Origin of the sequence: Aeromicrobium sp. CF3.5 (genome assembly GCF_051262695.1) — a bacterium.
GTDB lineage: Bacteria > Actinomycetota > Actinomycetes > Propionibacteriales > Nocardioidaceae > Aeromicrobium.
This window is the reverse complement of record NZ_JBIMEZ010000004.1, coordinates 227,963-250,358: the sequence shown is the minus strand read 5'-3', so window position 1 is coordinate 250,358 and position 22,396 is coordinate 227,963. Positions and strand designations below refer to the sequence as shown.

Annotated in this window: 22 protein-coding genes; 11 read left to right on the top strand and 11 right to left on the bottom strand. The window is 69.7% G+C overall.

Features of this window, described 5'->3' with window-relative positions; genetic code table 11:
- Nucleotides 1–1,149, bottom strand: coding sequence for a DUF222 domain-containing protein (locus ACHAA3_RS10110; protein WP_435708874.1), 1,149 nt, complete (start codon nt 1,147–1,149; stop codon nt 1–3).
- A 439-nt stretch (nt 1,150–1,588) separates the two neighbouring features.
- Here ACHAA3_RS10110 and ligA point away from each other — a divergent pair, with 439 nt between their 5' ends.
- Genes ligA through ACHAA3_RS10090 form a run of 4 tightly spaced genes read left to right on the top strand, consistent with a single transcriptional unit; the run spans nt 1,589 to nt 6,311 of the window.
- Nucleotides 1,589–3,673, top strand: a complete 2,085-nt coding sequence (gene ligA, locus ACHAA3_RS10105) for an NAD-dependent DNA ligase LigA (protein WP_435708873.1) — start codon at nt 1,589–1,591, stop codon at nt 3,671–3,673.
- A complete protein-coding gene (locus ACHAA3_RS10100) occupies nt 3,670–4,305 on the top strand; it encodes a maleylpyruvate isomerase family mycothiol-dependent enzyme (RefSeq protein ID WP_435708872.1) in 636 nt (211 codons plus the stop codon). Before ligA ends, ACHAA3_RS10100 begins: the two co-directional genes overlap by 4 nt.
- A gap of 51 nt (nt 4,306–4,356) precedes the next feature.
- A complete protein-coding gene (locus tag ACHAA3_RS10095; RefSeq protein ID WP_435708871.1) occupies nt 4,357–5,286 on the top strand; it encodes an NAD-dependent epimerase/dehydratase family protein in 930 nt (309 codons plus the stop codon).
- Nucleotides 5,286–6,311: a hypothetical protein gene (locus ACHAA3_RS10090; protein WP_435708870.1), complete on the top strand. Its 1,026-nt coding sequence runs from the start codon at nt 5,286–5,288 to the stop codon at nt 6,309–6,311. Before ACHAA3_RS10095 ends, ACHAA3_RS10090 begins: the two co-directional genes overlap by 1 nt.
- On the opposite strand, the gene ACHAA3_RS10085 is transcribed toward ACHAA3_RS10090, so the two are convergent.
- Nucleotides 6,308–7,141, bottom strand: coding sequence for an alpha/beta fold hydrolase (locus ACHAA3_RS10085; protein ID WP_435708869.1), 834 nt, complete (start codon nt 7,139–7,141; stop codon nt 6,308–6,310). The genes ACHAA3_RS10090 and ACHAA3_RS10085 overlap by 4 nt on opposite strands.
- Nucleotides 7,142–7,330: 189 nt before the next feature.
- Between ACHAA3_RS10085 and ACHAA3_RS10080 the strand changes: the two genes are divergently transcribed.
- The 4 genes from ACHAA3_RS10080 (at nt 7,331) to gatB (ending at nt 11,583) form a co-directional block, all read left to right on the top strand.
- Nucleotides 7,331–8,146: a pseudouridine synthase gene (locus tag ACHAA3_RS10080; RefSeq protein ID WP_435708868.1), complete on the top strand. Its 816-nt coding sequence runs from the start codon at nt 7,331–7,333 to the stop codon at nt 8,144–8,146.
- Nucleotides 8,147–8,228: 82 nt separating this feature from the next.
- Nucleotides 8,229–8,537: an Asp-tRNA(Asn)/Glu-tRNA(Gln) amidotransferase subunit GatC gene (gene gatC, locus ACHAA3_RS10075; protein ID WP_435708867.1), complete on the top strand. Its 309-nt coding sequence runs from the start codon at nt 8,229–8,231 to the stop codon at nt 8,535–8,537.
- Complete coding sequence (gatA, locus tag ACHAA3_RS10070) at nt 8,537–10,057, top strand: Asp-tRNA(Asn)/Glu-tRNA(Gln) amidotransferase subunit GatA (protein ID WP_435708866.1); 1,521 nt, start codon at nt 8,537–8,539, stop codon at nt 10,055–10,057. Before gatC ends, gatA begins: the two co-directional genes overlap by 1 nt.
- Entirely contained in the window at nt 10,054–11,583 is a 1,530-nt protein-coding gene (gatB, locus tag ACHAA3_RS10065) for an Asp-tRNA(Asn)/Glu-tRNA(Gln) amidotransferase subunit GatB (RefSeq protein WP_435708865.1), read from the top strand. The genes gatA and gatB overlap by 4 nt, the downstream gene beginning before the upstream one ends.
- Here the strand turns inward: gatB and ACHAA3_RS10060 are convergent.
- Nucleotides 11,576–12,469 carry an alpha/beta fold hydrolase gene (locus tag ACHAA3_RS10060; RefSeq protein ID WP_435708864.1) on the bottom strand — a complete coding sequence of 298 codons (894 nt, stop codon included), beginning with the start codon at nt 12,467–12,469 and terminating at the stop codon, nt 11,576–11,578. The genes gatB and ACHAA3_RS10060 overlap by 8 nt on opposite strands.
- Before the next feature lie 35 nt (nt 12,470–12,504).
- Between ACHAA3_RS10060 and ACHAA3_RS10055 the strand changes: the two genes are divergently transcribed.
- Nucleotides 12,505–13,518 carry a patatin-like phospholipase family protein gene (locus ACHAA3_RS10055; protein ID WP_435708863.1) on the top strand — a complete coding sequence of 338 codons (1,014 nt, stop codon included), beginning with the start codon at nt 12,505–12,507 and terminating at the stop codon, nt 13,516–13,518.
- Here the strand turns inward: ACHAA3_RS10055 and ACHAA3_RS10050 are convergent.
- The gene (locus ACHAA3_RS10050; RefSeq protein ID WP_435708862.1) at nt 13,472–14,338 is read right to left on the bottom strand and encodes an ATP-grasp domain-containing protein; all 867 of its coding nucleotides are present in this window, start codon (nt 14,336–14,338) and stop codon (nt 13,472–13,474) included. The two genes, ACHAA3_RS10055 and ACHAA3_RS10050, sit on opposite strands and share 47 nt — an antisense overlap.
- Before the next feature lie 70 nt (nt 14,339–14,408).
- Here ACHAA3_RS10050 and ACHAA3_RS10045 point away from each other — a divergent pair, with 70 nt between their 5' ends.
- On the top strand, nt 14,409–15,053 hold the full coding sequence (locus ACHAA3_RS10045; protein WP_435708861.1) for a SatD family protein: 645 nt from the start codon (nt 14,409–14,411) through the stop codon (nt 15,051–15,053).
- Nucleotides 15,050–15,739, top strand: coding sequence for a hypothetical protein (locus ACHAA3_RS10040; protein WP_435708860.1), 690 nt, complete (start codon nt 15,050–15,052; stop codon nt 15,737–15,739). Before ACHAA3_RS10045 ends, ACHAA3_RS10040 begins: the two co-directional genes overlap by 4 nt.
- A 6-nt stretch (nt 15,740–15,745) precedes the next feature.
- Here the strand turns inward: ACHAA3_RS10040 and ACHAA3_RS10035 are convergent, their stop codons facing one another.
- From ACHAA3_RS10035 to ACHAA3_RS10005, 7 genes are read right to left on the bottom strand one after another with little or no spacing between them, the layout of a single operon-like run.
- Entirely contained in the window at nt 15,746–16,201 is a 456-nt protein-coding gene (locus tag ACHAA3_RS10035; RefSeq protein ID WP_435708859.1) for a MaoC family dehydratase, read from the bottom strand.
- Nucleotides 16,201–17,427, bottom strand: a complete 1,227-nt coding sequence (locus tag ACHAA3_RS10030; RefSeq protein WP_435708858.1) for an acetyl-CoA C-acetyltransferase — start codon at nt 17,425–17,427, stop codon at nt 16,201–16,203. Before ACHAA3_RS10030 ends, ACHAA3_RS10035 begins: the two co-directional genes overlap by 1 nt.
- The gene (locus ACHAA3_RS10025) at nt 17,427–18,299 is read right to left on the bottom strand and encodes an FAS1-like dehydratase domain-containing protein (protein WP_435708857.1); all 873 of its coding nucleotides are present in this window, start codon (nt 18,297–18,299) and stop codon (nt 17,427–17,429) included. The genes ACHAA3_RS10030 and ACHAA3_RS10025 overlap by 1 nt, the downstream gene beginning before the upstream one ends.
- A 20-nt stretch (nt 18,300–18,319) precedes the next feature.
- On the bottom strand, nt 18,320–19,069 hold the full coding sequence (gene fabG, locus ACHAA3_RS10020) for a 3-oxoacyl-ACP reductase FabG (protein ID WP_435708856.1): 750 nt from the start codon (nt 19,067–19,069) through the stop codon (nt 18,320–18,322).
- 1 nt (nt 19,070) lies between these two features.
- Nucleotides 19,071–20,237 carry an acyl-CoA dehydrogenase family protein gene (locus tag ACHAA3_RS10015; RefSeq protein WP_435708855.1) on the bottom strand — a complete coding sequence of 389 codons (1,167 nt, stop codon included), beginning with the start codon at nt 20,235–20,237 and terminating at the stop codon, nt 19,071–19,073.
- Nucleotides 20,230–21,063, bottom strand: a complete 834-nt coding sequence (locus ACHAA3_RS10010) for an HpcH/HpaI aldolase/citrate lyase family protein (RefSeq protein ID WP_435708854.1) — start codon at nt 21,061–21,063, stop codon at nt 20,230–20,232. Before ACHAA3_RS10010 ends, ACHAA3_RS10015 begins: the two co-directional genes overlap by 8 nt.
- The gene (locus ACHAA3_RS10005; RefSeq protein ID WP_435708853.1) at nt 21,060–22,301 is read right to left on the bottom strand and encodes a CoA transferase; all 1,242 of its coding nucleotides are present in this window, start codon (nt 22,299–22,301) and stop codon (nt 21,060–21,062) included. The genes ACHAA3_RS10010 and ACHAA3_RS10005 overlap by 4 nt, the downstream gene beginning before the upstream one ends.
- Nucleotides 22,302–22,396 lie beyond the last annotated feature (95 nt).

The following is a 22,396-nucleotide window of genomic DNA, read 5'->3' as shown; positions in this document are numbered from 1 at the left end:
TCAGGCAGCCTCGACGTACTCGATGATCATGTCGGGGGTGGGGAGCCTGACGAGGTGGACTTCGGGTGGCGCATACGCATCTGGTGGTAGGAGTCCGTGGCCTTTGATGCCGTGGTGTCTTCGGCAGAGCGCGTCGAGGTTGGTGCCGGTGGTCTCGCCGCCTGCCTCGAACGCGGTGCGGTGGTCGAGGTCGCAGTCGGTGGCCGGTCGGTTGCAGCCGCTGATGCGACAGGTCATGTCGCGCCACTGCGCGGCTTCGCGCAGTGCGGTGGGTGGTTGGTAGCCCAGGTGGGTGACGTCGAGGACGTGGCCGGCGGGGTCGGTGATCAGGCGGGTCCAGAGGGTGGTGTCGGGGTTGAGTCCGAAGATCCATGCCGGTGGGATGGGGGCGTCGCCGGTGGTGGTGTGGGCGGGGGTGTCGGTGACTCCGGCGAGGGCGGCGGCTTCGATGATGATGGCGACTTCTGCGTGGATGTCGCAGTCGGTGCCGCCGGCGTTGGTGAGCCACGAGGCGACCAGGTCGGCCTTCTTCTGCTCGAGGGTGCGTCCGTCGTCAGGGAGCTCGGCTGCTGCTTTGTGCAGTCGGGTCATGACGGCCTGGCCTGCCAGGGAGGACAGGTAGACGCCCAGGTAGCTCATGCCGTGGTGGCCGGTGTCGAGGCGCACGTGACGCTTGGCGCGTTCTGCTTCGGCGGCGTCGATGGTCACGGGTTCGAGGCGGTCGATGAGCTTGTCGGTCCAGCGTCGCAGCTCGGACGGGGTGTGGGTGGTGGCGTACTCCACGACCACCTCGTCGAGGCGCTGCTTGTTGGCTGGGTTGGTGAGACGGTCGACGGCGACGGCCAGCGTGGAGGCCTTCTGCGCATCGATGACCCCGTCACCGAACGCAGCCCACACGCTGGGCAGGTGCTCGCGCAACCGGCCACCCTGTTCGACGATCCGCCAGACCTGCTGCTCACTGATCCGCAGCGTCTGCGCGATCTTCAACGCGACCGCGTTGACGCCCATCCGCCGGTACATCGAGCTGTGATCGCCGCGGTCCAGGGCAGCGATCTGCTCATCGCGGTAGGCCAGCACGCCCTGCCACTTCGCGAACTCGGCCTGCGCGCACAACGTCGCCAGAGACGACAGTTCGGGGCGGGTGGTCATGCATCAAGTATATCGAACACGCGTTCGATTCGCAAGGATTCTCGGGGACAATTCTGTTGTCATGTCGCAGAACTTCGGTGACAGTTCTGTATCAGGACATGGGTGACACTTGACGTGGTCTTGGTAGTGACACTTCGTCCGCGAGGCTCTGGTGGTGTCTGCAGTGAACCGATTGATCCCCCGTGTCCGTCTCGCTATCTCGCAGTGGCCCCAGGATGCGCCTCAGCGGCGACCAGATCACCGTTGCCGACCTGGACCGCGAGCTCCTCATCACACACCAAGCCGCACCAGGGGGTCATGTATGTGGGCCACGGCAGACCCCGCGGAGGACGCCCAAGTGTCTGCACAGTCACCGATGTCCTGAGACACACACGTCGACAGTTCTGGCTCGCCACAGCAACCGGTCGGCGCTGTCTGGCCACGGCGATACAGTCACGTCATGGCCAGTGACGACGAGCTCCGCCAGCGGCACAAGGAGCTGTCGGAGATCCTGCTCGAGCATCGCGAGCGGTACTACGTGGAGAGCGCTCCCACGGTCTCCGACTCCGAGTACGACCACCAGATGCGTGAGCTCGAGGCACTCGAGGACAGCGTGCCCGAGCTGCGCACGCCCGATTCGCCCACGCAGACGGTCGGGGCCCGCCCGTCGTCGTCGTTCGAGGCCTACGAGCACCGCGAGCGCATGCTCAGCCTCGACAACGCGTTCAGCGCCGAGGAGCTGGAGTCCTGGCACGGCCGACTCCTGCGCGAGGGCGTCGACGACGCCGCGTTCCTGTGCGAGCTCAAGGTCGACGGCCTGGCCATCTCGCTGACGTACACCGACGGTGTGCTCACCCGCGGTGTCACCCGCGGCGACGGTCGCGTCGGTGAGGACGTCACCAACAACGTGCGCACCATCTCGGTCATCCCGCACCGGCTCACCGCAACGGATGAGTACCCGGTGCCCGCGGTGGTCGAGATCCGCGGCGAGGTCTTCTTTCCGACCGCTGCGTTCGACGAGTTCAATGCCGCCTGGGCCGAGGCCGGCAACAACCCGTTCGCCAACCCCCGCAACGCGGCAGCCGGCACCCTGCGCATGAAGGACGTGTCGGTCACGGCCGCACGGCCGCTGTCCATGGTCTGCCACGGCATCGGCTATCGCGAGGGATTCAGCCCGGCGGCCCAGTCCGAGGCGTATCAGGCGCTCCAGGCGTGGGGTCTGCCCACGTCGGATCGCGCCAAGGTCGTGTCGGACATCGCCGGTGTCACCGAGTTCATCGAGTTCTACGGAGAGCACCGCCACGACGTCGCGCACGAGATCGACGGGGTGGTCGTCAAGGTCGACCAGGTCGCGCTGCAGGGCCGGCTCGGCTCCACGTCACGGGCACCACGCTGGGCCATCGCCTGGAAATACCCGCCCGAAGAAGTCAACACGCGGCTGCTCGACATCCGCGTCAACGTCGGCCGCACCGGTCGGGCCACGCCGTACGGAGTCATGGAGCCCATCCGGGTGTCCGGGTCCACCGTCGAGATGGCCACGCTCCACAACCAGTTCGAGGTCACCCGCAAGGGAGTGCTGATCGGCGACATGGTCGTGCTGCGCAAGGCCGGCGACGTCATTCCCGAGATCGTCGGACCGGTCGTGGCCCTGCGCGACGGCACCGAGCGCGCCTTCGTCATGCCCACCGAGTGTCCCGCGTGCGGCACGACGCTCGCCCCCAGCAAGGAGGCCGACAAGGACTTTCGTTGTCCCAACACGCAGTCGTGTCCCTCGCAGCTGCGTGAACGACTCACCCACGTGGGCGGCCGGGGTGCCTTCGACATCGAGGTCTTCGGTTGGGAGGGCGCCACCGCCCTGCTGGATGCCGGAGTGCTGACTGACGAGGGCGGCCTGTTCGCGCTGACTCACGACCAGCTGCTCACGGTGCCGCTGTACACGCGGACCGCCAAGAAGTCCGAGCTCGAGGCCGGCTCGAGCGAGCGGGTGCTCAGCGCCAACGGCATAGCGCTGCTCAAGAATCTCCAGACGGCCAAGAGCCAGCCGCTGTGGCGCGTCATCGTGGCGTTGTCGATCCGGCACGTCGGCCCCACGGCTGCCCGGGCGCTCGCCACCGAGTTCGCCGACCTGGGCGTGATTCGCCAAGCGTCGAGCGAGCACCTCGGCTCGGCCGAGGGCGTCGGCCCCACCATCGCCGACGCCGTGGTCGAGTGGTTCGCCGTCGACTGGCACCGCGCCATCGTCGACCAGTGGGCGGGTGCTGGTGTCCGCATGGCCGACGAGCGCGACGCGTCGATCGACCGCACGCTCGAGGGCCTGACGATCGTGGTCACCGGTTCCTTGGAGCGGTTCACCCGCGACTCGGTCAAGGAGGCGATCATCAGCCGCGGCGGAAAGGCGTCGGGCTCGGTGTCGAAGAAGACCGACTACGTCGTCGTCGGCGACAATGCCGGGACCAAGGCCGAGAAGGCCGAGCAGCTGGGGCGCCCCATCCTCGACGAGGCCGGCTTCGAGAAGCTGTTGGTCGAAGGGCCGGTGACCGAATGAGTGACGTGTGGCCCTGGGTCAGCATCGAGCGGCAGGCGCTGGTCGACGACCTCACCGCTCTGGAACCCGCCGAGTGGGACACGACGTCGTGGTGTCCCGGCTGGACCGTGCACGACGTGGCGGCGCATCTGGTCGACAACGCCAAGGCCACCTCGTGGGGTCTGTTCGTCGCGATGGCCAGAGCGCGGTTCGACTTCGATCGGCAGAACCAGCAGGGGGTCGATCGCGAGCGCGGCGAAACCCCCGACGTGACGCTCGATCGACTGCGCGCCGTCGTGTCCCGCACCACAGGCCCGCCAGTGTCCACCGACAGCCGTCTCGTCGAGGAGATCGTGCACGGACAGGACATCCGCGGCCCGCTGGGCATCGCGCACGACTACGTGCCCGAGGCCATCGACCGCGCGCTGCGCTACCAGGCCCGCACCTCAGCCGGTATGGGCGGAGCCAAGCAACGGGTCGAAGGCCTGACCCTGCGAGCGACCGACATCGACATGGTCGTGGGCAGCGGACCCGAGGTGTACGGCCCAGCCGTTGCGCTGCTGATGGTGGCATCGGGTCGAGCCGGCGCGGCAGGTTCACTGAGCGGCCCGGGGCTCAACCAGCTGCTGACCGGCCCGTCCTCGACCGAGTGAGCTGTTCGGTCAGTCCCAGCGGGGGCTCGGGCTCAGTGACACAGTGGAGGTATGACTTCTGCACCCACCCCCACCGATTCGAATCGACCCGTGATCGTCGTGACCGGAGCCAACGGGCTCGTCGGATCGCACGTCTGTGCCGCACTGGCCGAGCGCGGAGCGAGCGTGCGGGCCATCGTGCGCACCGCCGGGACCGCGCCGCAGGGCACTGACATCGAGGAACGAGTCGGCGAGTTCACCGATCCCGCCTTCGCCGCCGAGACCGTCGCCGGTGCGGACGCTGTCGTCACCACGGTGCACCCGATGGGCTCGAGCCGCGACGTCCAGGAGCAGATCGGCGTGGTCGGCACGACGACCATCGCTCAGGCCGCAGCCGATGCTGGCGTCGACCGGCTGGTGCACATCTCGACGGCCGCCGTCTACGAGCGCTCGCCGCAGACCGGTGACGTCGATGAGAGCGGTGCACTGGTGAGCGACGACGACAACGACTACAGCGTCACCAAGCGCGACACCGACGCCGCGCTGGCCGAGGTCGACGGCATCACCCGGATCCTGCTGCGACCGCCGGCCATCCTGGGTGCAGGGGAGTCGTCGGTCTGGAACACGCTGCGCCCCTCTGCAGTCCGTGAGCACGAGTCGCAGCGGCACGCCGTGGCCGACCAGTCCTTCGCGTGGGTCCATGTCACCGACCTCGCCGCACTGGCGGCGGACGTCGCGGTCGGCCAGGTCGCGTCATCGGACGACCCGGCCACCGGGCCCGTGTCCGGCGCATGCACCCCGCTCAACGTCGCCGCCGCTCCCGCGCGTGTTCAGGACTACCACTCGACCGTCGCGGGAGCAGTCGGAGTGGAGCCGGTCTGGGACGATGACGCCGTCTGGACGGGCAGCATCGTCGCCGACCGTGCGCACGCCTGGGGATGGACACCCACCACGACGCTGGACGATGCGCTCGCCGAGCTGCGTGCCGGTCTGACGTCCTGATGGTCAGAACCTCCTCCACGCTGGGCGAGCAGCTGCTCGAAGCCCAGGTGCGGTTCCACCTCGCCCGGCTGACCGGCGACGAGCTCACCGCGACCGTCACGCGGGTCGCGGAGGGAGTGCTCGACTCGGCCGGGGACCGACAGATCGCGGATCTGGTCGATGCGTCGACCATCAAGGACATCGTCAGCCGGGCCCTGGTCGAGGTGCCCGGCAGTCCGGCGGTGGCCGGTTTCGTCGAGCTGGCACGCGAGATCGCCCAGGTCGGGCCCGTCGAGCCATTCGCACTGGCTGACGTGGTCGATCGCGAGCAGGTCGAGCGGGTGCTCGACGGGGCGCTCGAGCTGACTCCGGCACTCGGGCGTGCGATGGAGCGGCTGACTGCCAGTCCGCTCGTCGGGGCGACCGCGACTCGGTTCATGGGCCGTGTCGTGGGGGAGGCGTTGGCGGCCAACCAGGCAATGGCGGACAAGGTCCCCGGGCTCGGGTCGATCATGTCGTTCGGCACCCGCGCTGCGGGTGGCGTGGTGGGCGCCGCGGACAAGCAGCTGGGCGGGCTGCTCGCCGACACGGCGGGCAAGGGCGGCACCGTCGCCGTGCGCCGGTTGAACCGCATCATCGTCGAGACGCTGGAGGACCCCGTCACGCGCGATGCCGTCCTCCAGGTGTGGGACCTCATCGCCGCCGAGCCGTTCGACGGGCTTGACCATCACGCCCACGACGACCAGGTGGCTGGCGTCCTCGACGCCGCCCGAGATCTCGTCGTCACGACGCTCGCCACCCCGCAGATCGTTGCGATCGGCCATGCGGTGGTGGACGGGTTCTTCGAGTCGTTCGGCGGCTACACGCCGGCCGAGCTGCTGGACGAGCTGAATCTCGACCGCACCGACCTCATCGCCGACGTGGCGCACTTCGCCCCCGCCGTCGTTCAGGCGATGACCGACACCGGCGACCTGGAGCGCCTGCTGCGCGCCGAGCTGGCCCCGTTCTACGCCTCCGACGAGGTCTCGGACCTGCTGGGCACCTAGACCGAGGCGGCGCGGGCGGTGATCGCGGCGGCCAGCTCGTCGGCGTTGCGCTCGGGCAGCCAGTGGGTTCCGCCCTCGATGACCTCGAACCGGTAGTCGGCCGTCACCCACTTGCGGGTGTTCTCGGCGCCCTTGCGGCCGAGGAAGGCGTCGCGATCGCTCCAGACGAACGTGGTGGGCACGCGGATCATCTGGCCCATGCCCTCGGACAGGCTCAGCGGCAGTGAACGGTAGTACCCGATGCCGCCGCGCAGCGCGCCGTCCTCGACGATGTTCGTCATGTAGTCATCGAACATCTCGGCGGTCATTCCGCCACCGCGCAAGAACTTCTCCGCCGAGGACCGGTTGCCCAGGATCCGCTCGGGGACGATGGGCAGCTGGAACATGGCCATGTACCAGGACTTGGCACCCTGCGAGCTGTTCAGCATCGAGCGCGTGAAGGCGCCCGGGTGCGGCACCGACACGGTAGTCAGGGTCCCGATGAGATCGCGATGCTGACCGGCGACGGCCCACGCGACGATCGCACCCCAGTCATGACCCACCAGGTGCACCGGTCGGCCGATCTGCTCGATCAGCTCGACGACGTCGCCGACCAGCTCTGAGACGCGGTAGTCCAAGCGCGACGTCGGCCGGGCCCGCGGCGAGTAGCCGCGCTGGTCGAGCGCATAGGTGCGAAGTCCTTCGGCGTGCAGTCGTTCGCTGACCTGGTTCCAGGCAGTGGCCCGCTGCGGGAACCCGTGCAGCAGGACGACGGGCTCGCCGTCCTCGGGGCCGGAGTCGATGACGTCGAAGGTCAGAGGGCCCCGGGAGTACTCAGTCAGGCGAGTCATGACGCCATCGTCTCAGATCGCGCGCCCGACTCGGGGGTAAATCGTCGTCGGCGCGGATGCCTGACTCACTGACCGTCGTAACCTTGCAGCGTGCCGCCGCGATCTCCACTGCCTCACCGCCATGGGCTCGCGGCGGCTTGGTTGCGCACGCCGGATCGAGGTCTTCCTCATCCCGACCCCTGGCCCACGATGGGTACGTGGCTGCGCCACCGTCTTCCGGAGCGGGTCGACATCGCGGCGATGCTGGCCGCCGGACGGTTCGTGCATGACGACGGGTCGGCCGTGCTGGAGCACGAGACCTACACGCCGCACACCTTCGTGTGGTTCCACCGCGACCTCCCCGACGAGGTGCCTGTACCAGGCCAGATCGAGGTCGTGCACCGGGACGAGCGACTGCTCGTGGTCGACAAGCCCGCGTTCTTGTCCTCGATCCCGCGCGGCCAGCACATCCGCGAGAGCGTCGTGGTCCGACTGCGCGACGAGCTGGGCCTGCCCGAGCTGTCACCGCTGCACCGGCTCGACCGCATCACGTCGGGCCTGCTGATGCTGGCCACCGAGCGTCGCTGGCGTGGGCCTTATCAGTCGATGTTCCAGGCCGGCACGGTCCGCAAGACCTACCGAGCCCTGGCGCCGGTGCGCCCCGACCTGCAGCTGCCGGTGACCGTGCGCAACCACCTCGCCAAGCAGCGCGCCGTGTGGCAGGCCGAGGTGCGACCAGGGGCCACCCCGAATGCCGAGACCGTCGTCGAGCTCGAGTCGGTTCTCGACGGGCTGGGCGTCTACCGACTCACGCCTCGCACCGGCCGCACCCACCAGCTGAGGGTGCACCTGCTGGGCCTCGGCATCCCGATCGTCGACGATCCGCTCTACCCCGAGGTTCTCGACGTCGCGATCGGCGACTTCAGCTCGCCGCTCCAGCTGCTCGCCGCCGAGCTCGCGTTCACCGACCCGATCGACGGCAGTCAGCGGTCCTTCCAATCGGGGCGCCAGCTCCCACTCCGGTGAGCCGTCCCGCCCCGGCTATCCGACATAGAGGGGCCACTACGATGGCTCCGTACCCCTCGACCCCACTGCTGCAAGGATCCGCATGTCTGAGCCCGTCACGGGTATCTCGCGCCAGGACGTCGCCCATCTGGCCGGCCTCGCCCGTATCGACCTCAGCGAGGTCGAGCTCGACCACCTCGCCACCCAGCTGCCCGCGATCCTTGATCACGTCGCGTCCATCGCCGACTACGTGGGCGACGACGTCGAGCCGATGAGCCACCCGGTGCCGGTCGACAACGTGTTCCGGCCCGATGTGGTCCGGCCCAGCCTGTCGGCCGCGGACGCGCTCGCCGGCGCACCCGCGTCCGACCAGCAGCGGTTCCTGGTGCCCAAGATCCTCGGGGAGGACTGATGAGCGACCTCACCCGCCTGACGGCCGACGAGATGGCCCAGGCGCTCGCGTCGAACGAGATCACCTCCACCGAGCTGACGACGGCCCACGTCGACCGCATCGAGTCGGTCGAGTCGTCCATCCATGCGTTCCTGCACGTCGATCGCGAGGGCGCCCTCGCCACGGCCGCTGACGTCGATGCCCGCCGCGCCGCAGGCGAACAGCTGGCCCACCTGGCCGGAGTGCCGATCGCGGTCAAGGACGTCATCGCGACGCGTGGCATGCCCACGACCTGCGGCTCGAAGATCCTCGAGGGGTGGATCCCGCCCTACGACGCCACGATCTCCGCGATCATCAGGCGCGCCAGCCTGCCGATCCTCGGCAAGACCAACATGGACGAGTTCGCGATGGGCTCGTCGACCGAGCGCTCCGCGTACGGACCCACGCACAACCCGTGGGACATCGGTCGCGTCCCCGGTGGTTCCGGAGGCGGTTCGGCCGCGGCCGTCGCCGCCTTCGAGGCGCCCCTGGCCATCGGCACCGACACCGGCGGCTCGATCCGTCAGCCGGGCGCCTTCACCGGCACGGTCGGCGTCAAGCCCACCTACGGCGCGGTGAGTCGCTACGGGCTGGTCGCCATGGCCAGCAGCCTGGACCAGGCCGGACCGGTCACCCGCACCGTCCTCGATGCGGCCCTGCTGCACGAGCTGATCGCCGGGCACGACCCGATGGACTCCACCAGCATCGACGGCCCGTCCGCGCCAGTCGTGGCGGCCGCACGCCGCGGCGAGCTGAAGGGACTGCGCGTCGGCGTGATCCGCGAGCTGAGTGCCAGCACTGAGTTCTCGAGTGGCTTCCAGGCGGGTGTCAGCGCTCGCTTCGACGAGTCGATCGCGCTGCTGACCGGAGCAGGGGCCGAGGTCGTCGAGGTCTCGATCCCGAGCCTCGAGCACGCCCTGGCCGCCTACTACCTGGTGATGCCGAGCGAGGCGAGCAGCAATCTCGCCCGCTTCGACGCGATGCGCTACGGCATGCGGGTCAGCCCCGACGGCGTCGACGACCCGAGCGCCGAGCAGGTCATGGCCGCCACGCGTGACGCCGGCTTCGGTGATGAGGTCAAGCGCCGCATCATCGTGGGCACCTACGCACTGTCCAGCGGTTACTACGACGCCTACTACGGGTCGGCGCAGAAGGTCCGCACGCTGCTGGCCCGCGAGTTCGCGGCGGCGTTCGAGGGTCTCGACGTGCTCGCCTCGCCGACCGTCCCGACCACCGCGTATCCCCTCGGCGACAAGCTCGACGACCCGCTGTCCATGTATCTGGGCGACATCGCCACTCTGCCCGCGAACCTCGTGGGCATCCCCGGTCTGTCGCTACCGATCGGCGTGGCCGACGAGGACCAGATGCCCGTGGGTCTGCAGTTCCTGGCACCCCAGCAGGCCGACGACCGGCTCTACAACGCCGCGGCCGGACTCGAGCGTCTGCTGGTCGACACCTGGGGCCAACCACTGATCGATCGGGCACCGGAGGTCCACGCATGAGCCCCCAGAATTCGCACGCCGACGAGACGCTCGTTCCCTTCGACGAGGCCATCGGTCGCTACGACCCGGTGATGGGTCTGGAGATCCACATCGAGCTCAACACGGCCACCAAGATGTTCTGTGGCTGCTTGACCGGATTCGGCGCCGAGCCGAACACGCAGACCTGCCCCGTGTGCCTGGCGCTGCCGGGCGCCCTGCCGGTCGTCAACGCGAAGGCGGTGGAGTCGGCGATCCGCATGGGTCTGGCCCTCAACTGCGAGATCGCGTCGTGGTGCCGGTTCGCGCGCAAGAACTACTTCTACCCCGACATGCCGAAGAACTTCCAGACCTCGCAGTACGACGAGCCGATCGCCTTCGACGGCTACGTCGATGTCGAGGTGCCCAGTGAAGACGGCCCCAGCGAGACGTTCCGCATCGAGATCGAGCGCGCTCACATGGAGGAGGACACCGGCAAGGCGTTGCACGTCGGTGGCTCCACGGGTCGCATCCACGGAGCCGATCACTCGCTGGTGGACTACAACCGCGCCGGCATCCCACTGATCGAGATCGTCACGCGCACCATCGAGGTGCCGGCCGAGAAGGCCCCCGCCGTGGCGCGGGCCTACGTGTCGCACGTGCGGGACCTGATCGGTGGGCTCGGCGTCTCCGACGTCCGCATGGACCAGGGATCGCTGCGCGCGGACGTCAACCTCTCGCTCAAGCCGGCGGGGTCCAAGACGCTGGGCACGCGCTCGGAGACCAAGAACGTCAACTCCTTCCGGTCGGTCGAGCGTGCAGTTCGGTACGAGGTGTCCCGCCACGCGGGGATCCTCGACGCCGGAGGATCGGTGCTGCAGGAGACACGGCACTTCCAGGAGACCACCGGCAGCACGCTGTCGGGTCGGGAGAAGTCCGACGCCGACGACTACCGTTACTTCCCCGAGCCCGACCTCGCGCCGGTCTCCCCGTCGCGCGAGTGGGTCGAGGAGCTGCGGGCCACGCTGCCCGAGCCGCCCTCGGTGCGCCGCGCGCGGCTGCAGTCGGACTGGGGCTTCAACGACACCGACATGCGCGACATCGTCGCGGCCGGGACGCTCGACCTCCTCGAGGCAACGGTGTCAGCAGGTGCCAGCCCCCAGGCCGCCCGCAAGTGGTGGCAGGGCGATCTGACCCGCCGGGCCAACGAGGCCGACGTCGCGGTCGCCGACGTCGGCATCACACCGCTGCAGGTGGCACAGACGCAGCAGCTGATCGACGACGGCCGCGTCAACGACAAGCTGGCCCGTCAGATCTTCGACGGTGTCGTCGCTGGCGAGGGCGACCCCGAGGCGATCCTGACCGCACGTGGGCTCGAGATCGTGTCCGACGACGGTGCGCTGGGCGACGCGGTCGATCGCGCCATTGCCGGTGATCCCGACGCCGCCCAGAAGATTCGGGACGGCAAGGTCGCCGCCGCCGGCGCGCTGATCGGCGCCGTCATGAAGGAGATGCGCGGTCAGGCCGACGCCGGACGGGTCCGCGAGCTCATCATGGAGAAGCTCAGCTGACGTCCCGGCCGGTCCGGGCGATCACGCCGAGCAGCTCGCGCAGCACCTCGTCGGGGCGTTCGACCGGCAGGAAGTGCGTCGCCTCGAGGCGCACGTAGCGCGAGCCGGGGATCCGCTGTGACGCGGTCAGCATGTCGTTGGATCCTGCGAGGAGGTCGAACGAACCGGCCAGGAACGTCACCGGGACGCGGATGCTCGACAGGGGGACCCGACCATGCTTCCTGACGCTCAGCGCCAGCTTGGCGTACCAGGCCGGGTGCGTGGTGAAGAACTCCTGCAGGAGATCGCGCAGCTCGGCGGTGTCGGCCGCCGGATTGATCACGCGGCTGCGACGCACCATGTTCGTGGTGAGGTTGGTCCACGGCAGCTTGCGCGTCACGGGCGCCAACGGATGTCCGGCCACGGTGGCGATCCGCGCCGTGGTGCTGACGAGTGCGCGGGCGAGAGGGCCGGGGACGCGCAGCGGCGCGAGCATCGTGGACAACGAGTTGCCCGGGACCCCGGCCACGGCGAGGATGCCGCGGACGCGCTCGGGGTGACGCACCGCCAGCTCGAACGCGACGGTCACGCCGACCGACCAGCCGACCACGACCGCGGACTCGACGCCTGCGTCGTCCAGGACCGCGACGGCGTCCTCGACGAAGGAGTCCAGGTCGACCCGACCGTCGACGGGACGCTCGGAACCTCCGACGCCGCGATGGTTCCAACCGATGACGTGCACCCCGCAGTCAGGACTCAGCAGCGACGGCCAGGCGTAGGGGTTGGTGCCGAGACCATTGGAGATCAGGACCGTGGGTCCGTCGGCGTCGTTGGACCAGGCGCGCAGACGAGTACCGTCGGGGCTGGTCACGTCGTGGAAGCGCACGCGCGCGGCGGTGGAGGTCACAACCGCAGAGTCTGGCACTTTCGTAGGGTTGCGGCATGACGGACTCACCGGCGGGCCTCTCGAGCGGCCCCGGCCCCCGCATCGCCGATCTCGTCCTCGAGGGTGGCGGTGTCAAGGGAATCGCCCTGGTGGGTGCTGCCGTGGCGCTGGCCGAGAACGGCTACACGTTCGCCCGGATCGCCGGATCGTCCGCAGGATCCCTGGTGGGCGCGATCATCGCGGCGATGCAGCAGGCGGGCGAACCGCTGAGCCGCGTCGACGACATCATGCGGACCCTCGACTACACCGACATGCTCGACCGGCGGGGCATCAGCAAGGCCTTCTCGTGGTGGCCCGCGCTGGCCAACGGCCTCGGGATCGTGCTGCACCGGGGCATGTACCGCGGCCAGCACCTCGAGGACTGGACGCGTGGCGTGCTGGCCGACCTCGGTGTGCGGTCCTTCGGCGATCTGGTCTTCGACGACCCGGGCTCGGCCCTCGACGTGAACCAGTCGTTCCGTCTGGTCGTGACGGCCAGTGACCTGTCGCGGCAGCGGCTGATGTTCCTGCCCTGGGACCTGCCTGCCTACGGGATCGCACCGGAGAACTTTCGCGTCGCGAGGGCCGTGCGTGCCTCCTCGGCGATTCCGTTCATGTTCGAGCCGTCGACGCTGCGGGGGCGCCACGGCGTCTCGACGCTGGCCGATGGCTCCCTGCTGCGCAGCTACCCGATCGAGATCTTCGACCGCGACGACGGGCGGCCCAGCCGGTGGCCCACCATCGGGGTCCGCCTGAGCTCACCGTGGGACGAGCAGGCGTTGGCCAAGCCGGTGACCGGTCCGATCTCGTTGATCTCGAGCCTGATCTACACCACCGTCGACTCGACCCAGGTGCGCCACGTCAGTGACCCCATCAACGTCGAGCGCAGCATCTTCGCCAAGCCGAAGGGCGTGCGCTGGACCGATTTCGACCTGACGCCTGCGCAGCAGCAGTCGTTGTTCGAAGCCGGTCACACGGCGGGTCTCAGGTGGTTGGAGCGTCACCCAGACGGTGCACCAACGATGCGATGAACCGGTCGGCCGCAGAGTCCGGAGCCATGTCGAGGAAGAGGAACGGCTCGGCCGCCTCCAGCTCGATCAGCAGCGATGCGCCATCGGCATCGGTCACCAGGTCGACGCGCACGTACAACGGCACCTGACCGAATCGGTCGTGCAGCGCGGCCAGCGCGGCCGCAGCGACCTCGTGCTGCGCGTCGGTGGGCGTGCGCGCGACGTTGTCGCCGCGGCCGTTGCGGTCGTCGCGCACCCCTTCGCCGCGCGCCAGGATCGGGCCCTTGCGAATCGCGTGGGAGAAGGTGCCGCCGAAGAACAGCATCGCGGTCTCTCCCTCGTCATCGACCGAGGCGATGTAGGGCTGCGTCATGGAGTGTCGTCCTGCCGCGAGCAGATCGGTGCTGTGAGCGTGCACCTCGGCGGCAGTCGTCCACCGGGCCGTGTCCCTCGATCCCGCCGACACCGTCGGCTTGACCACCCACTCGTCGTGATCGCCCAGGTCGTCGCCGTCCCGCACGTCCCACCGCGTCTCGATGATCGGCACACCGGCCGCCTCGAGGTCGCGCAGGTAGGTCTTGTCGGTGTTCCACCGCAGCACGTCGATGCCGTTGTGCAGGTGGGGGACCGAGGCGGCCCAGCCGAGGAACTCCCCAGCCCGCGCGGTGTAGTCCCAGCACGAGCGGATGACGACCGCGTCATAGGACAACCAGTCGACCTCCGGGTCGTCCCAGACGGTGATGTCGGCCGCGAGCCCGGCGCGGTCGGCCGCCGCGACGAGTCTCGGCAGGTCGGTGTCGCGCACCCCGGTGGAGCTCGCGGTGACGAAGGTGATGGTCATCCATCGATCCTATCCGACATGTTCTGACTTCATTCTTGACATATGAAGCACTTGACTTCATTATGACTGAATGAATTCGACGGCTTCACCAGCGGTGGCGCTGATCGGTGATCTCGTAGGATCTCGCAGCCAACCGTCTCGCGGTGAGGTGCAGTCGGCTCTCGTGACCGCGTTGGCCGCGGCCAATGATCTCCTCCCCGGTCTGCAGCCGCTCGCGGCCACGATTGGCGATGAGTTCCAGGGCGTGTACGAGACGGTGGCCGCCGCGTCAACTGCCGCGCTGGTGGTGCGTCTCGCCCTGCCCGAACAGCTCGACGCCCGGGCAGGTCTGGGGGTCGGTGCCATCCAGATTGTCGGTCAGTCGGCCTACGGTCTGACCCAGGACGGGCCGGCGTGGTGGAGTGCGCGCGAGGCGGTGATCGGGGTCAAGGACGACGAGCGCCGGCTACCCGGACTGAGGACAGCCGTGGTGCATGCCGACGGCCCCGTCGAGCAGGAGAAGTGGATGAACGGATACCTCGCCACCCGCGATGCGGTGGTCACGCGTCTCGACGGACGTCAGCGACGCCTGGTCCTGGGGGTGCTGCAGGGCGTCACGCGGGCCGACCTGGCCGAGCGCGAGGGCATCTCGGCCTCGGCGGTGTCGCAGAGTCTGCGGCGCAGCGGCGCCGTGGAGGTGCTGCACGGCGTCACCCTCGTGGGACCGGTCCGGTGAGCCTTCTCGCGGTGCTGCTGGCTGCGGTCGGCGCTGCTGACCTGGTCCGGCTGAAGCCGGCACAGCTGGCCCGAAACCTCGACCTCACGCGGGCCGCTGCGGTGGGTGGCGCAGTTGCTGCGGTCGTCGCCGCCGCACTGGGCTACGGGTGGCACGTCGTCTGGCTGGTGCCGGTCGTGGCGGCCGTCGTCGTCGCGTGGTCGGTGAGAGATCAGCCCTCGTGGGGGTGGGCGCTTCCCGTGGCCGGCGTCCTCGCCCTGCTGGCCGGCCAGCAGGTTCCGCGGGGACGGCCGCCCATCGCGGGGTGGTACTCATCGCTCGAGATCGGGACGCTCTCGGGGGTGCCGATCCCCGAGGCGGCGCTGGCTCTGGCCGTGGCGATGTTCCTGGTGCAGTCGGCCAACGTGGTCGTGCGTCGGGTGCTGACCGACGTCGGTCCTGGAGTGATCGAGGAGGAGCAGCAGCTGCGCGGCGGGCGGGTACTCGGCCCGATCGAGCGGCTCGCGATCTTCGCGCTGGCACTCGGCGGCAACGTGGCCGCGATCAGCGCGATCATCGCAGCCAAGGGAATTCTGCGGTTTCCCGAGATCAGCCGTGACGCCGCGTCAGGACTCAAGGCGGAGTATGTGCTGGTCGGCAGCTTCGTCAGCTGGGGGCTGGCACTGGTTTTCGTTCCGCTCTTCTGAAGGCTGTCACGACACCACCATCGTCATCGTGTCGGCGACGCAGACCGGCTTGGTGCCGCCCTCGCGCTCGACGGTCCAGCGGGTCGTGACCCGGGTGCCGGCCGGTACGTCGACAGCCTCGACGAACGACGCCGACGCACGAATGCGCGAGCCCACCGGCAGTGGCGACGGGAAGCGCACGCGCTCCGAGCCGTAGTTGAGCCGGGCTGAACCTGCGCTCAGCTCGAAGAGCTGGGCCCCGAACCCGGGAAGCATCGACTGCGTCAGGTAGCCGTGCACGATCGTGCCGCCGAAGGCGGACTCGCTCGCGCGCTCGACGTCGACGTGCACCCACTGGTGGTCGCCGGTCAGGTCGGCGAACGCGTCGACCGCGTCCTGATCGATCTCGACCCAGTCGGTCTGGCCGAGCGGCTCCCCGAGTGCAGCGCGGATCTCCTCGACGCTGGTGAAGCGGCGCGGCATCAGGCGACCCGCTCGAACACGGCGGCCAGCCCCTGGCCGCCACCGATGCACATGGTCTCGAGTCCGTAGCGCGCCTCGCGGCGCTGCAGCTCGCGCGCCAGCGTGCCGAGCATGCGGACGCCGGTCGCCCCGACGGGATGGCCGAGCGAGATTCCGGAGCCGTGGACGTTGGTGCGTGCATGGTCGTCGTCGGTGAACTTCCACTCGCGCATGACGGCGAGCGCCTGCGCCGCGAACGCCTCGTTCAGCTCGATCAGGTCGATGTCGTCGAGGCCGAGCCCAGCTCGCTGGAGCGCACCCGCGGTCGCGGGGACGGGGCCGATGCCCATCGTGCTCGGCGGAACACCGGCGACCGACCAGCTGACCAGACGCACCAGGGGACGCAGCCCGAGCTGCTCGGCCCGTCCGGGGGTCGTCACCAGGCACATGGCGGCCGCGTCGTTCTGTCCCGAGGCGTTGCCGGCGGTGACGGTGGCGTCGGGGTCGGAGGCGCCGAGGATGGGACGCAGCTTCGCCAGCGACTCCATCGTCGTGTCGGCGCGGGGGTGCTCGTCGCGGTCGATCACGGTGTCGCCCCGGCGCGACGACACCGTCACGGGGACGATCTCCTCGGCAAGCACGCCGCTGTCCTGGGCTGCGACGGCGCGGTGGTGCGAGGAGACGGCGAGCCGATCCTGCTCCTCGCGGGAGATGGAGTACTCGCGGCGCAGGTTCTCGGCCGTCTCGAGCATGCCGCCGGGGACGGGGTGGTGACGACCACCGGCCGTCGAGCGGGCGCGGACCAGGCTGTCGTGCATCGTCACGCCGGATCGTGCTCCGCCCCAGCGCATGTCGACGGAGTAGAACGATGCGTTGCTCATCGACTCGGTGCCGCCGGCCACGACGATGTCCGATGCGCCCGTCTGGACCTGCATCGCGGCGTTGACGACGGCCTGCAGACCGGAGCCGCAGCGCCGGTCGAGGTGCTGGCCGCCCACCGTGACCGGGAGACCGGCGTCGAGCGCGACGACACGGCCGATCGCCGGCGCCTCGCTGTTGCCGTTGCAGTGCCCGAGGATGACGTCGTCGATCTCATCGGGGTCGATGCCGGTACGGGTCAGGAGGCCCTGCAGTGCGGCAACACCGAGGTCGACCGCGGTGAGGTCGCGGAACTGGCCGCCGTATCGGCCGATGGGGGTGCGGACGGGTTCGCAGACAACGGCTTCACGGAACTGGGGCGTGCTCATCACAGGGTGCCTTCCTGGTGGGGATCGGACTGGTGGGGGTCGGGCTGGTGGTCGGTGGGTGTGCGGATGTCGAGCCGTGTCACGACCCGCTCGCCGGGAGTGCTGAGGGTCACGGAGGTGCCGTCGGGCGACAGCGTGATCTCGGCCGGTTCGCCGCAGGTCAGCGGTGACAGGTTGCGAAATTCCAGCGCGGTGCCGGGTGGGATGGGCGTGCCGTGCAGCCGCAGGGCCTCGATGAGCATCAGCAGGGTCAAGGGGCCATGGACGACGAGTCCGGGGTAGCCCTCGATGCCGGTGGCGTAGGGCCAGTCGTAGTGGATGCGGTGCGGATTGGCGGTGGCGGCGCTGAAGCGCATCAGCAGCGTCGGGTCGGTCGCGACGTCCCACGTGCCCGGGCCGGTCGACCGCAGAGGCGGCCCCGCGGGGTCCTGGTCGAGCGGGGGAGCGGCGGCCGAGGTGGATGCGGTCGCGCGCTCGCGGAAGACGAGGTGACGGTGCTCCTCGACCAGCAGCGTGTCGGTCTCGGCGTCATGGAGCCTGGACTCGACGTCGACGAGGACCAGGGGACCGCTGCGTCCCTGCTTCGGGACGACCGAGACGACACGTTCCTCGCGTCGGACCGCTGCGCCGACCGTCAGCGGTGCGTGCAGGACAGTGCTCCCACCGGCAAACATGCGGCGCGGGAGGTCGATCGCGGGCAGGAGCGCCCCGCGGTCCGGGTGACCATCGGTCGACAACATCGACGAGGTCGGCCACTGGGGGAGCGCGACCCAGTGCCACAGCGGCGGCAACGGGTCACCCGGGCCGAGGGGCCCGGCGCCCGAGTCGAGCAGCGCCGTCAGTGCGGCCACCGGCCCGTGCTCGAGCGTCACGAGATCAGAGGACGGGGACGTCACATGAATCGCCCGCCGGTCACCTCGGAGACGGTGCCGGTCATGTACGACGACAGCGACGAGGCGTAGAAGAGTGCCACCGAGGCGACCTCATCGGGCTCGCCGGAGCGCTGCATCGGGATCTCGGCCATCTTGGCGTCCCAGGCCTTCTGCGGCATGGCCTCGGTCATCGCGGACCGGATGAGACCTGGCTGGATCGCGTTGACCCGCACGCCATGGTGCGCCATCTCCTTGGCTGCGGCCTTGGTCAGGCCCACGATTCCGGCCTTGGCGGCGGAGTAGTTGGTCTGCCCGATCATGCCGACCTTGCCCGACAGGGACGAGATGTTCACGATCGAACCGGACTTCTGCTCGCGCATCCGGGTCGACGCCAGACGGGTGCCGTTCCAGCAACCCTTCAGGTGGACCGCGATGACCTGGTCGAAGGCGTCCTCGGTCATGGTGCGCATGGTGGCGTCGCGGGTGATGCCGGCGTTGTTGACCATGATGTCGAGGCTGCCGAAGGTCTCGACCGCTGCGGCGAGTGCTGCATCGACGGCGTCGGAGTCCACGACGTCGCACGCGACGCCGGTCGCGATGTCGGCACCGACGTCGGCGCTCAGCCTGGCGGCCGCCGACGCCGCGGCTTCGCCGTCGAGGTCGGCCAGGACGACGCGCGCGCCGGCGGCGACGTAGGCCTCGGCGATGGCGAGCCCGATGCCCTGGGCGCCGCCGGTGATCACGGCGGTCTTCTGGTCGAGAAGGTTCATCTCAGCTCCTGCTGCTCGGGCGCTGGTCGCGGGCCACGAGCTGGGCCGCGATCACGTTGCGCTGGATCTCGTTGGTTCCCTCGCCGACGATCATCAGCGGGGCGTCACGGAAGTAGCGCTCGACGTCGTACTCCTTGCTGTAGCCGTAGCCGCCGTGCACCCGCACGGCGTCGAGGGCGACCTCCATGGCCGCCTCCGAGGCGAACAGCTTGGCCATGCCGGCCTCCAGGTCGGCCCGCTTGCCCTCGTCGAGCCGAACGGCTGCGTCCGTGGTCATCAGTCGCGCGGCGCGGACCTTGGTGCCCATGTCGGCGAGCAGGTTGCCGACCGACTGGTGCTTCCAGATGGGCTTGCCGAACGACTCACGCTGCTGGGCGTACGACAGCGCATCTGCGAAGGCCGCCTGGGCGACACCGACGGCGCGAGCGGCCACCTGGATGCGACCGACCTCGAGGCCGCGCATCATGTGACCCCAGCCGAGGTTCGGCACGCCGCCGAGCACGGCGTCGGCCGGTACGCGCATCCCGTCGAAGGTCAGCTCGCAGGCTTCGACGCCGCGGTAGCCGAGCTTGGGGATCTTGCCCGACACGTGCAGTCCCTCGCCGGCCTCGACCAGGACGACGCTCATGCCCTGATGGGTGGGCGACGCGTCGCGGTCGGTGAGGCACAGCAGCCCGATGAGGCCGGCGTGCTGGGCGTTGGAGATCCAGGTCTTCGAGCCGTTGATCACCAGGTCGTCGCCGTCGCGCGTGGCGTGGGTGCGCATCGCCTGCAGGTCGCTGCCCCCGGACGGCTCGGTCAGGGCCATCGTGGCGCGGAGGCTTCCGTCCGCCATGCGCGGCAGCAGCCGCTCCTTCTGCTCGGGGGTGCCGAACTCGCGCACCAGGTAGCTGATGACCGAGTGGCCGCCCATCGCTCCCGCCAGGCTCATCCAACCGCGCGCCAGCTCCTCGGTGACCCGGGCGAAGCACGTGGTGCTGACGTCGACACCGCCGTGCTCGGCGGGGATCAGCAGTCCGAAGAAGCCGAGCTTCTTCATCTCCTCGATCAGGTCCTCGGGGTACGTGTCGGTCGACTCGAGCTCGCGGACGGCCGGGCGAACCCGGTCGTCGACGAACTCGGTCACGAGACGGACCATCGCCTGCTCGTCGGTGGTGAGCTCACTCATGGGTCTCTTCTCCTGGGTGGTGGTGGTCGAGGATCCTGCGCGCGCGGGCGACAACGGGGCCGTCGACCATCCGGCCGTCGACCGTGCACACCCCACCGGTGGACGCTTCTGCGGCGTCGGCAATGCGGCGTGCCCAGTCGATCTCCTCGGGTTCGGGGGCGAAGCCATTCGCGGTCGGTGCCACCTGGGTCGGATGGATGCACAGCTTGCCGCCGAAGCCGAGTCGTCGTGCGGCGGTCACGTCGGCTTCGAGGCGTGCGGGGTCCCGGACGTCGCCGGTGACGCCGTCGATCGGGGCAGGCAGGCCTGCCCCGGCCGAGGCGAGCACCAGCGCGCCGCGGGCTGCCGCCATCGCCATCGCGTCGTCCGGGTCGACGCCGAGCTCGGCAGCGAGGTCGTACGTGCCGATCGCCAGTCGGACGACACCGGGCGTGGTCGCGATGGCGGCTGCGTCGAGGACTCCGCCGGCCGTCTCGATCAGCGCGATCAGCTCGGTGCCGTCGGGTAGGGCCGCAGTCACCGCGGTGAGGGCGGCCCGGTCCGCCTTGGGCACGACGACCTGCCGGGGTACCCCGGCAGCAGACAGAGCGGCGACGTCGGCGTCGTACCAGGGTGTGCTCGTCGCGTTGATGCGAACGGCGGCCCCCGCCGCACTCAGCCAGTCGAGCGCAGCGGTGCGGGCCTCGTCCTTGGCGGCCGGGGACACGGCGTCTTCGAGATCGATCACGACCACGTCGGCCCCGGCAGCAGCAGCCTTCGCGAACCGCTCGGGGCGGTCTCCGGGCACGAACAGGAGTGTCGTCGCGACACGGAGGGCGCTGGTCATGCTGCTCCTCCTTCGACGGCAGGGCCGGCGACCAGGCCGTCGGCGATGAGCGAGGCGGCGTCGTCGGAGGAGATCCCGAGGTCGGCGAGCACCTGGGCCGTGTCCTGCCCGACGACCGGCGCAGCGTGCGGGGGAGCGTAGGAACCGTCGAGCACGACAGGAGAGCCGGGAGCGCGGTACCGACCGGCCCCGGGCTGGTCGACGGTGCTGAACAAGGGATGATCGTGGACGATGCCAGACGGCGCGACCATGTCCTCGAAGCTGCGGTACCTGGACCAGAGCACCCGAGTGGATGCGAGTGCGCTCTCGACCTCGTCGGCACTCAGGCGGCCGAACCAGCTGGAGACCAGCGGCGCGAGCACGCCGCGGTGGCGGTACCGCTCGCCCTCGTCGTCGAGGTCGGCTCCGAGAGCTGCTGCGATGGATGCCACGACGTCACCCAGCCCCGTGATCGCGAGCAGGTCGCTCCACTGACGGGGGGTGAGCGCGACCAGCATGTATCGGGCACCGTCGCGGGTGACGTGGTCGGTGCCGAAGGTGCCGTAGACGTGGTTGCCGTCGCGTGCACGAGGGTTCTCGGGGTCGAGCTGCGCCTGGGCGAGATAGCCGAGCTGTCCGGCGGTCGCCATCGCCACGTCCTCCAGAGCGACCCGCACGTCGCGTCCGACACCGGAGTGCAGCCGCTCGCGGTCGGCTGCGAGCAGGCCCGTGGTCAGGTAGAGCCCGGCGGCGACATCCCACGCGGGGAGCACGTGATTGACCGGAGTGGCGAGGGCGTCCGGACCGGTGATCAGCGGGAAGCCGGTCGAGGCCTGGACCGTGTAGTCGACCGCCGTGCTGCCGTCGTGACGGCCGGTCAGGAGCACGTGGATCAGGTCGGGGCGTCGCTCGCGCAGCAGGGCAGGAGCGAGCTCGGGCCATCGCTCGGTGTTGGTCACCAGCACGCCCGCCTCGGTCACCAGGTCGGCCACCAACTGGCGTCCCTCAGGCCGGGTCAGGTCGACCGCGAGTGCCCGCTTGCCGCGGTTGAGCCCGGTCCAGTACAGCGAGCTGCCGTCATCGGCGAGCGGCCAGCGGCCGCGATCGGCTGCACCACCGAGGGGCTCGACCCGGATCACCTCGGCGCCCAGCTGGGCCAGTGTCATGCCGCACAGAGGTGTCGCGACGAAGGCCGACAGCTCGACGATGCGGAGTCCGGCCAAGGGCCCGGGGGGCGGCGACGGGTGGGCGGCGGTCATGGGCCGAGTCCTTCCACAGGGAGAGACGGAGAGTGATAGGGCTTCCCATGCATCATATATGATGCATGATTCATGACAGAGGCTAGGGTGTGGCC

What these genes read in the sequence shown, in the direction of transcription:
- ACHAA3_RS10110 (WP_435708874.1), bottom strand. Translation starts at nt 1,149, where the DNA reads ATGACCACCCGCCCCGAACTGTCGTCTCTGGCGACGTTGTGCGCGCAG.
- ligA (WP_435708873.1), top strand. Translation starts at nt 1,589, where the DNA reads ATGGCCAGTGACGACGAGCTCCGCCAGCGGCACAAGGAGCTGTCGGAG.
- ACHAA3_RS10100 (WP_435708872.1), top strand. Translation starts at nt 3,670, where the DNA reads ATGAGTGACGTGTGGCCCTGGGTCAGCATCGAGCGGCAGGCGCTGGTC.
- ACHAA3_RS10095 (WP_435708871.1), top strand. Translation starts at nt 4,357, where the DNA reads ATGACTTCTGCACCCACCCCCACCGATTCGAATCGACCCGTGATCGTC.
- ACHAA3_RS10090 (WP_435708870.1), top strand. Translation starts at nt 5,286, where the DNA reads ATGGTCAGAACCTCCTCCACGCTGGGCGAGCAGCTGCTCGAAGCCCAG.
- ACHAA3_RS10085 (WP_435708869.1), bottom strand. Translation starts at nt 7,141, where the DNA reads ATGACTCGCCTGACTGAGTACTCCCGGGGCCCTCTGACCTTCGACGTC.
- ACHAA3_RS10080 (WP_435708868.1), top strand. Translation starts at nt 7,331, where the DNA reads ATGGGTACGTGGCTGCGCCACCGTCTTCCGGAGCGGGTCGACATCGCG.
- gatC (WP_435708867.1), top strand. Translation starts at nt 8,229, where the DNA reads ATGTCTGAGCCCGTCACGGGTATCTCGCGCCAGGACGTCGCCCATCTG.
- gatA (WP_435708866.1), top strand. Translation starts at nt 8,537, where the DNA reads ATGAGCGACCTCACCCGCCTGACGGCCGACGAGATGGCCCAGGCGCTC.
- gatB (WP_435708865.1), top strand. Translation starts at nt 10,054, where the DNA reads ATGAGCCCCCAGAATTCGCACGCCGACGAGACGCTCGTTCCCTTCGAC.
- ACHAA3_RS10055 (WP_435708863.1), top strand. Translation starts at nt 12,505, where the DNA reads ATGACGGACTCACCGGCGGGCCTCTCGAGCGGCCCCGGCCCCCGCATC.
- ACHAA3_RS10050 (WP_435708862.1), bottom strand. Translation starts at nt 14,338, where the DNA reads ATGACCATCACCTTCGTCACCGCGAGCTCCACCGGGGTGCGCGACACC.
- ACHAA3_RS10045 (WP_435708861.1), top strand. Translation starts at nt 14,409, where the DNA reads ATGAATTCGACGGCTTCACCAGCGGTGGCGCTGATCGGTGATCTCGTA.
- ACHAA3_RS10035 (WP_435708859.1), bottom strand. Translation starts at nt 16,201, where the DNA reads ATGCCGCGCCGCTTCACCAGCGTCGAGGAGATCCGCGCTGCACTCGGG.
- ACHAA3_RS10030 (WP_435708858.1), bottom strand. Translation starts at nt 17,427, where the DNA reads ATGAGCACGCCCCAGTTCCGTGAAGCCGTTGTCTGCGAACCCGTCCGC.
- fabG (WP_435708856.1), bottom strand. Translation starts at nt 19,069, where the DNA reads ATGAACCTTCTCGACCAGAAGACCGCCGTGATCACCGGCGGCGCCCAG.
- ACHAA3_RS10015 (WP_435708855.1), bottom strand. Translation starts at nt 20,237, where the DNA reads ATGAGTGAGCTCACCACCGACGAGCAGGCGATGGTCCGTCTCGTGACC.
- ACHAA3_RS10010 (WP_435708854.1), bottom strand. Translation starts at nt 21,063, where the DNA reads ATGACCAGCGCCCTCCGTGTCGCGACGACACTCCTGTTCGTGCCCGGA.
- ACHAA3_RS10005 (WP_435708853.1), bottom strand. Translation starts at nt 22,301, where the DNA reads ATGACCGCCGCCCACCCGTCGCCGCCCCCCGGGCCCTTGGCCGGACTC.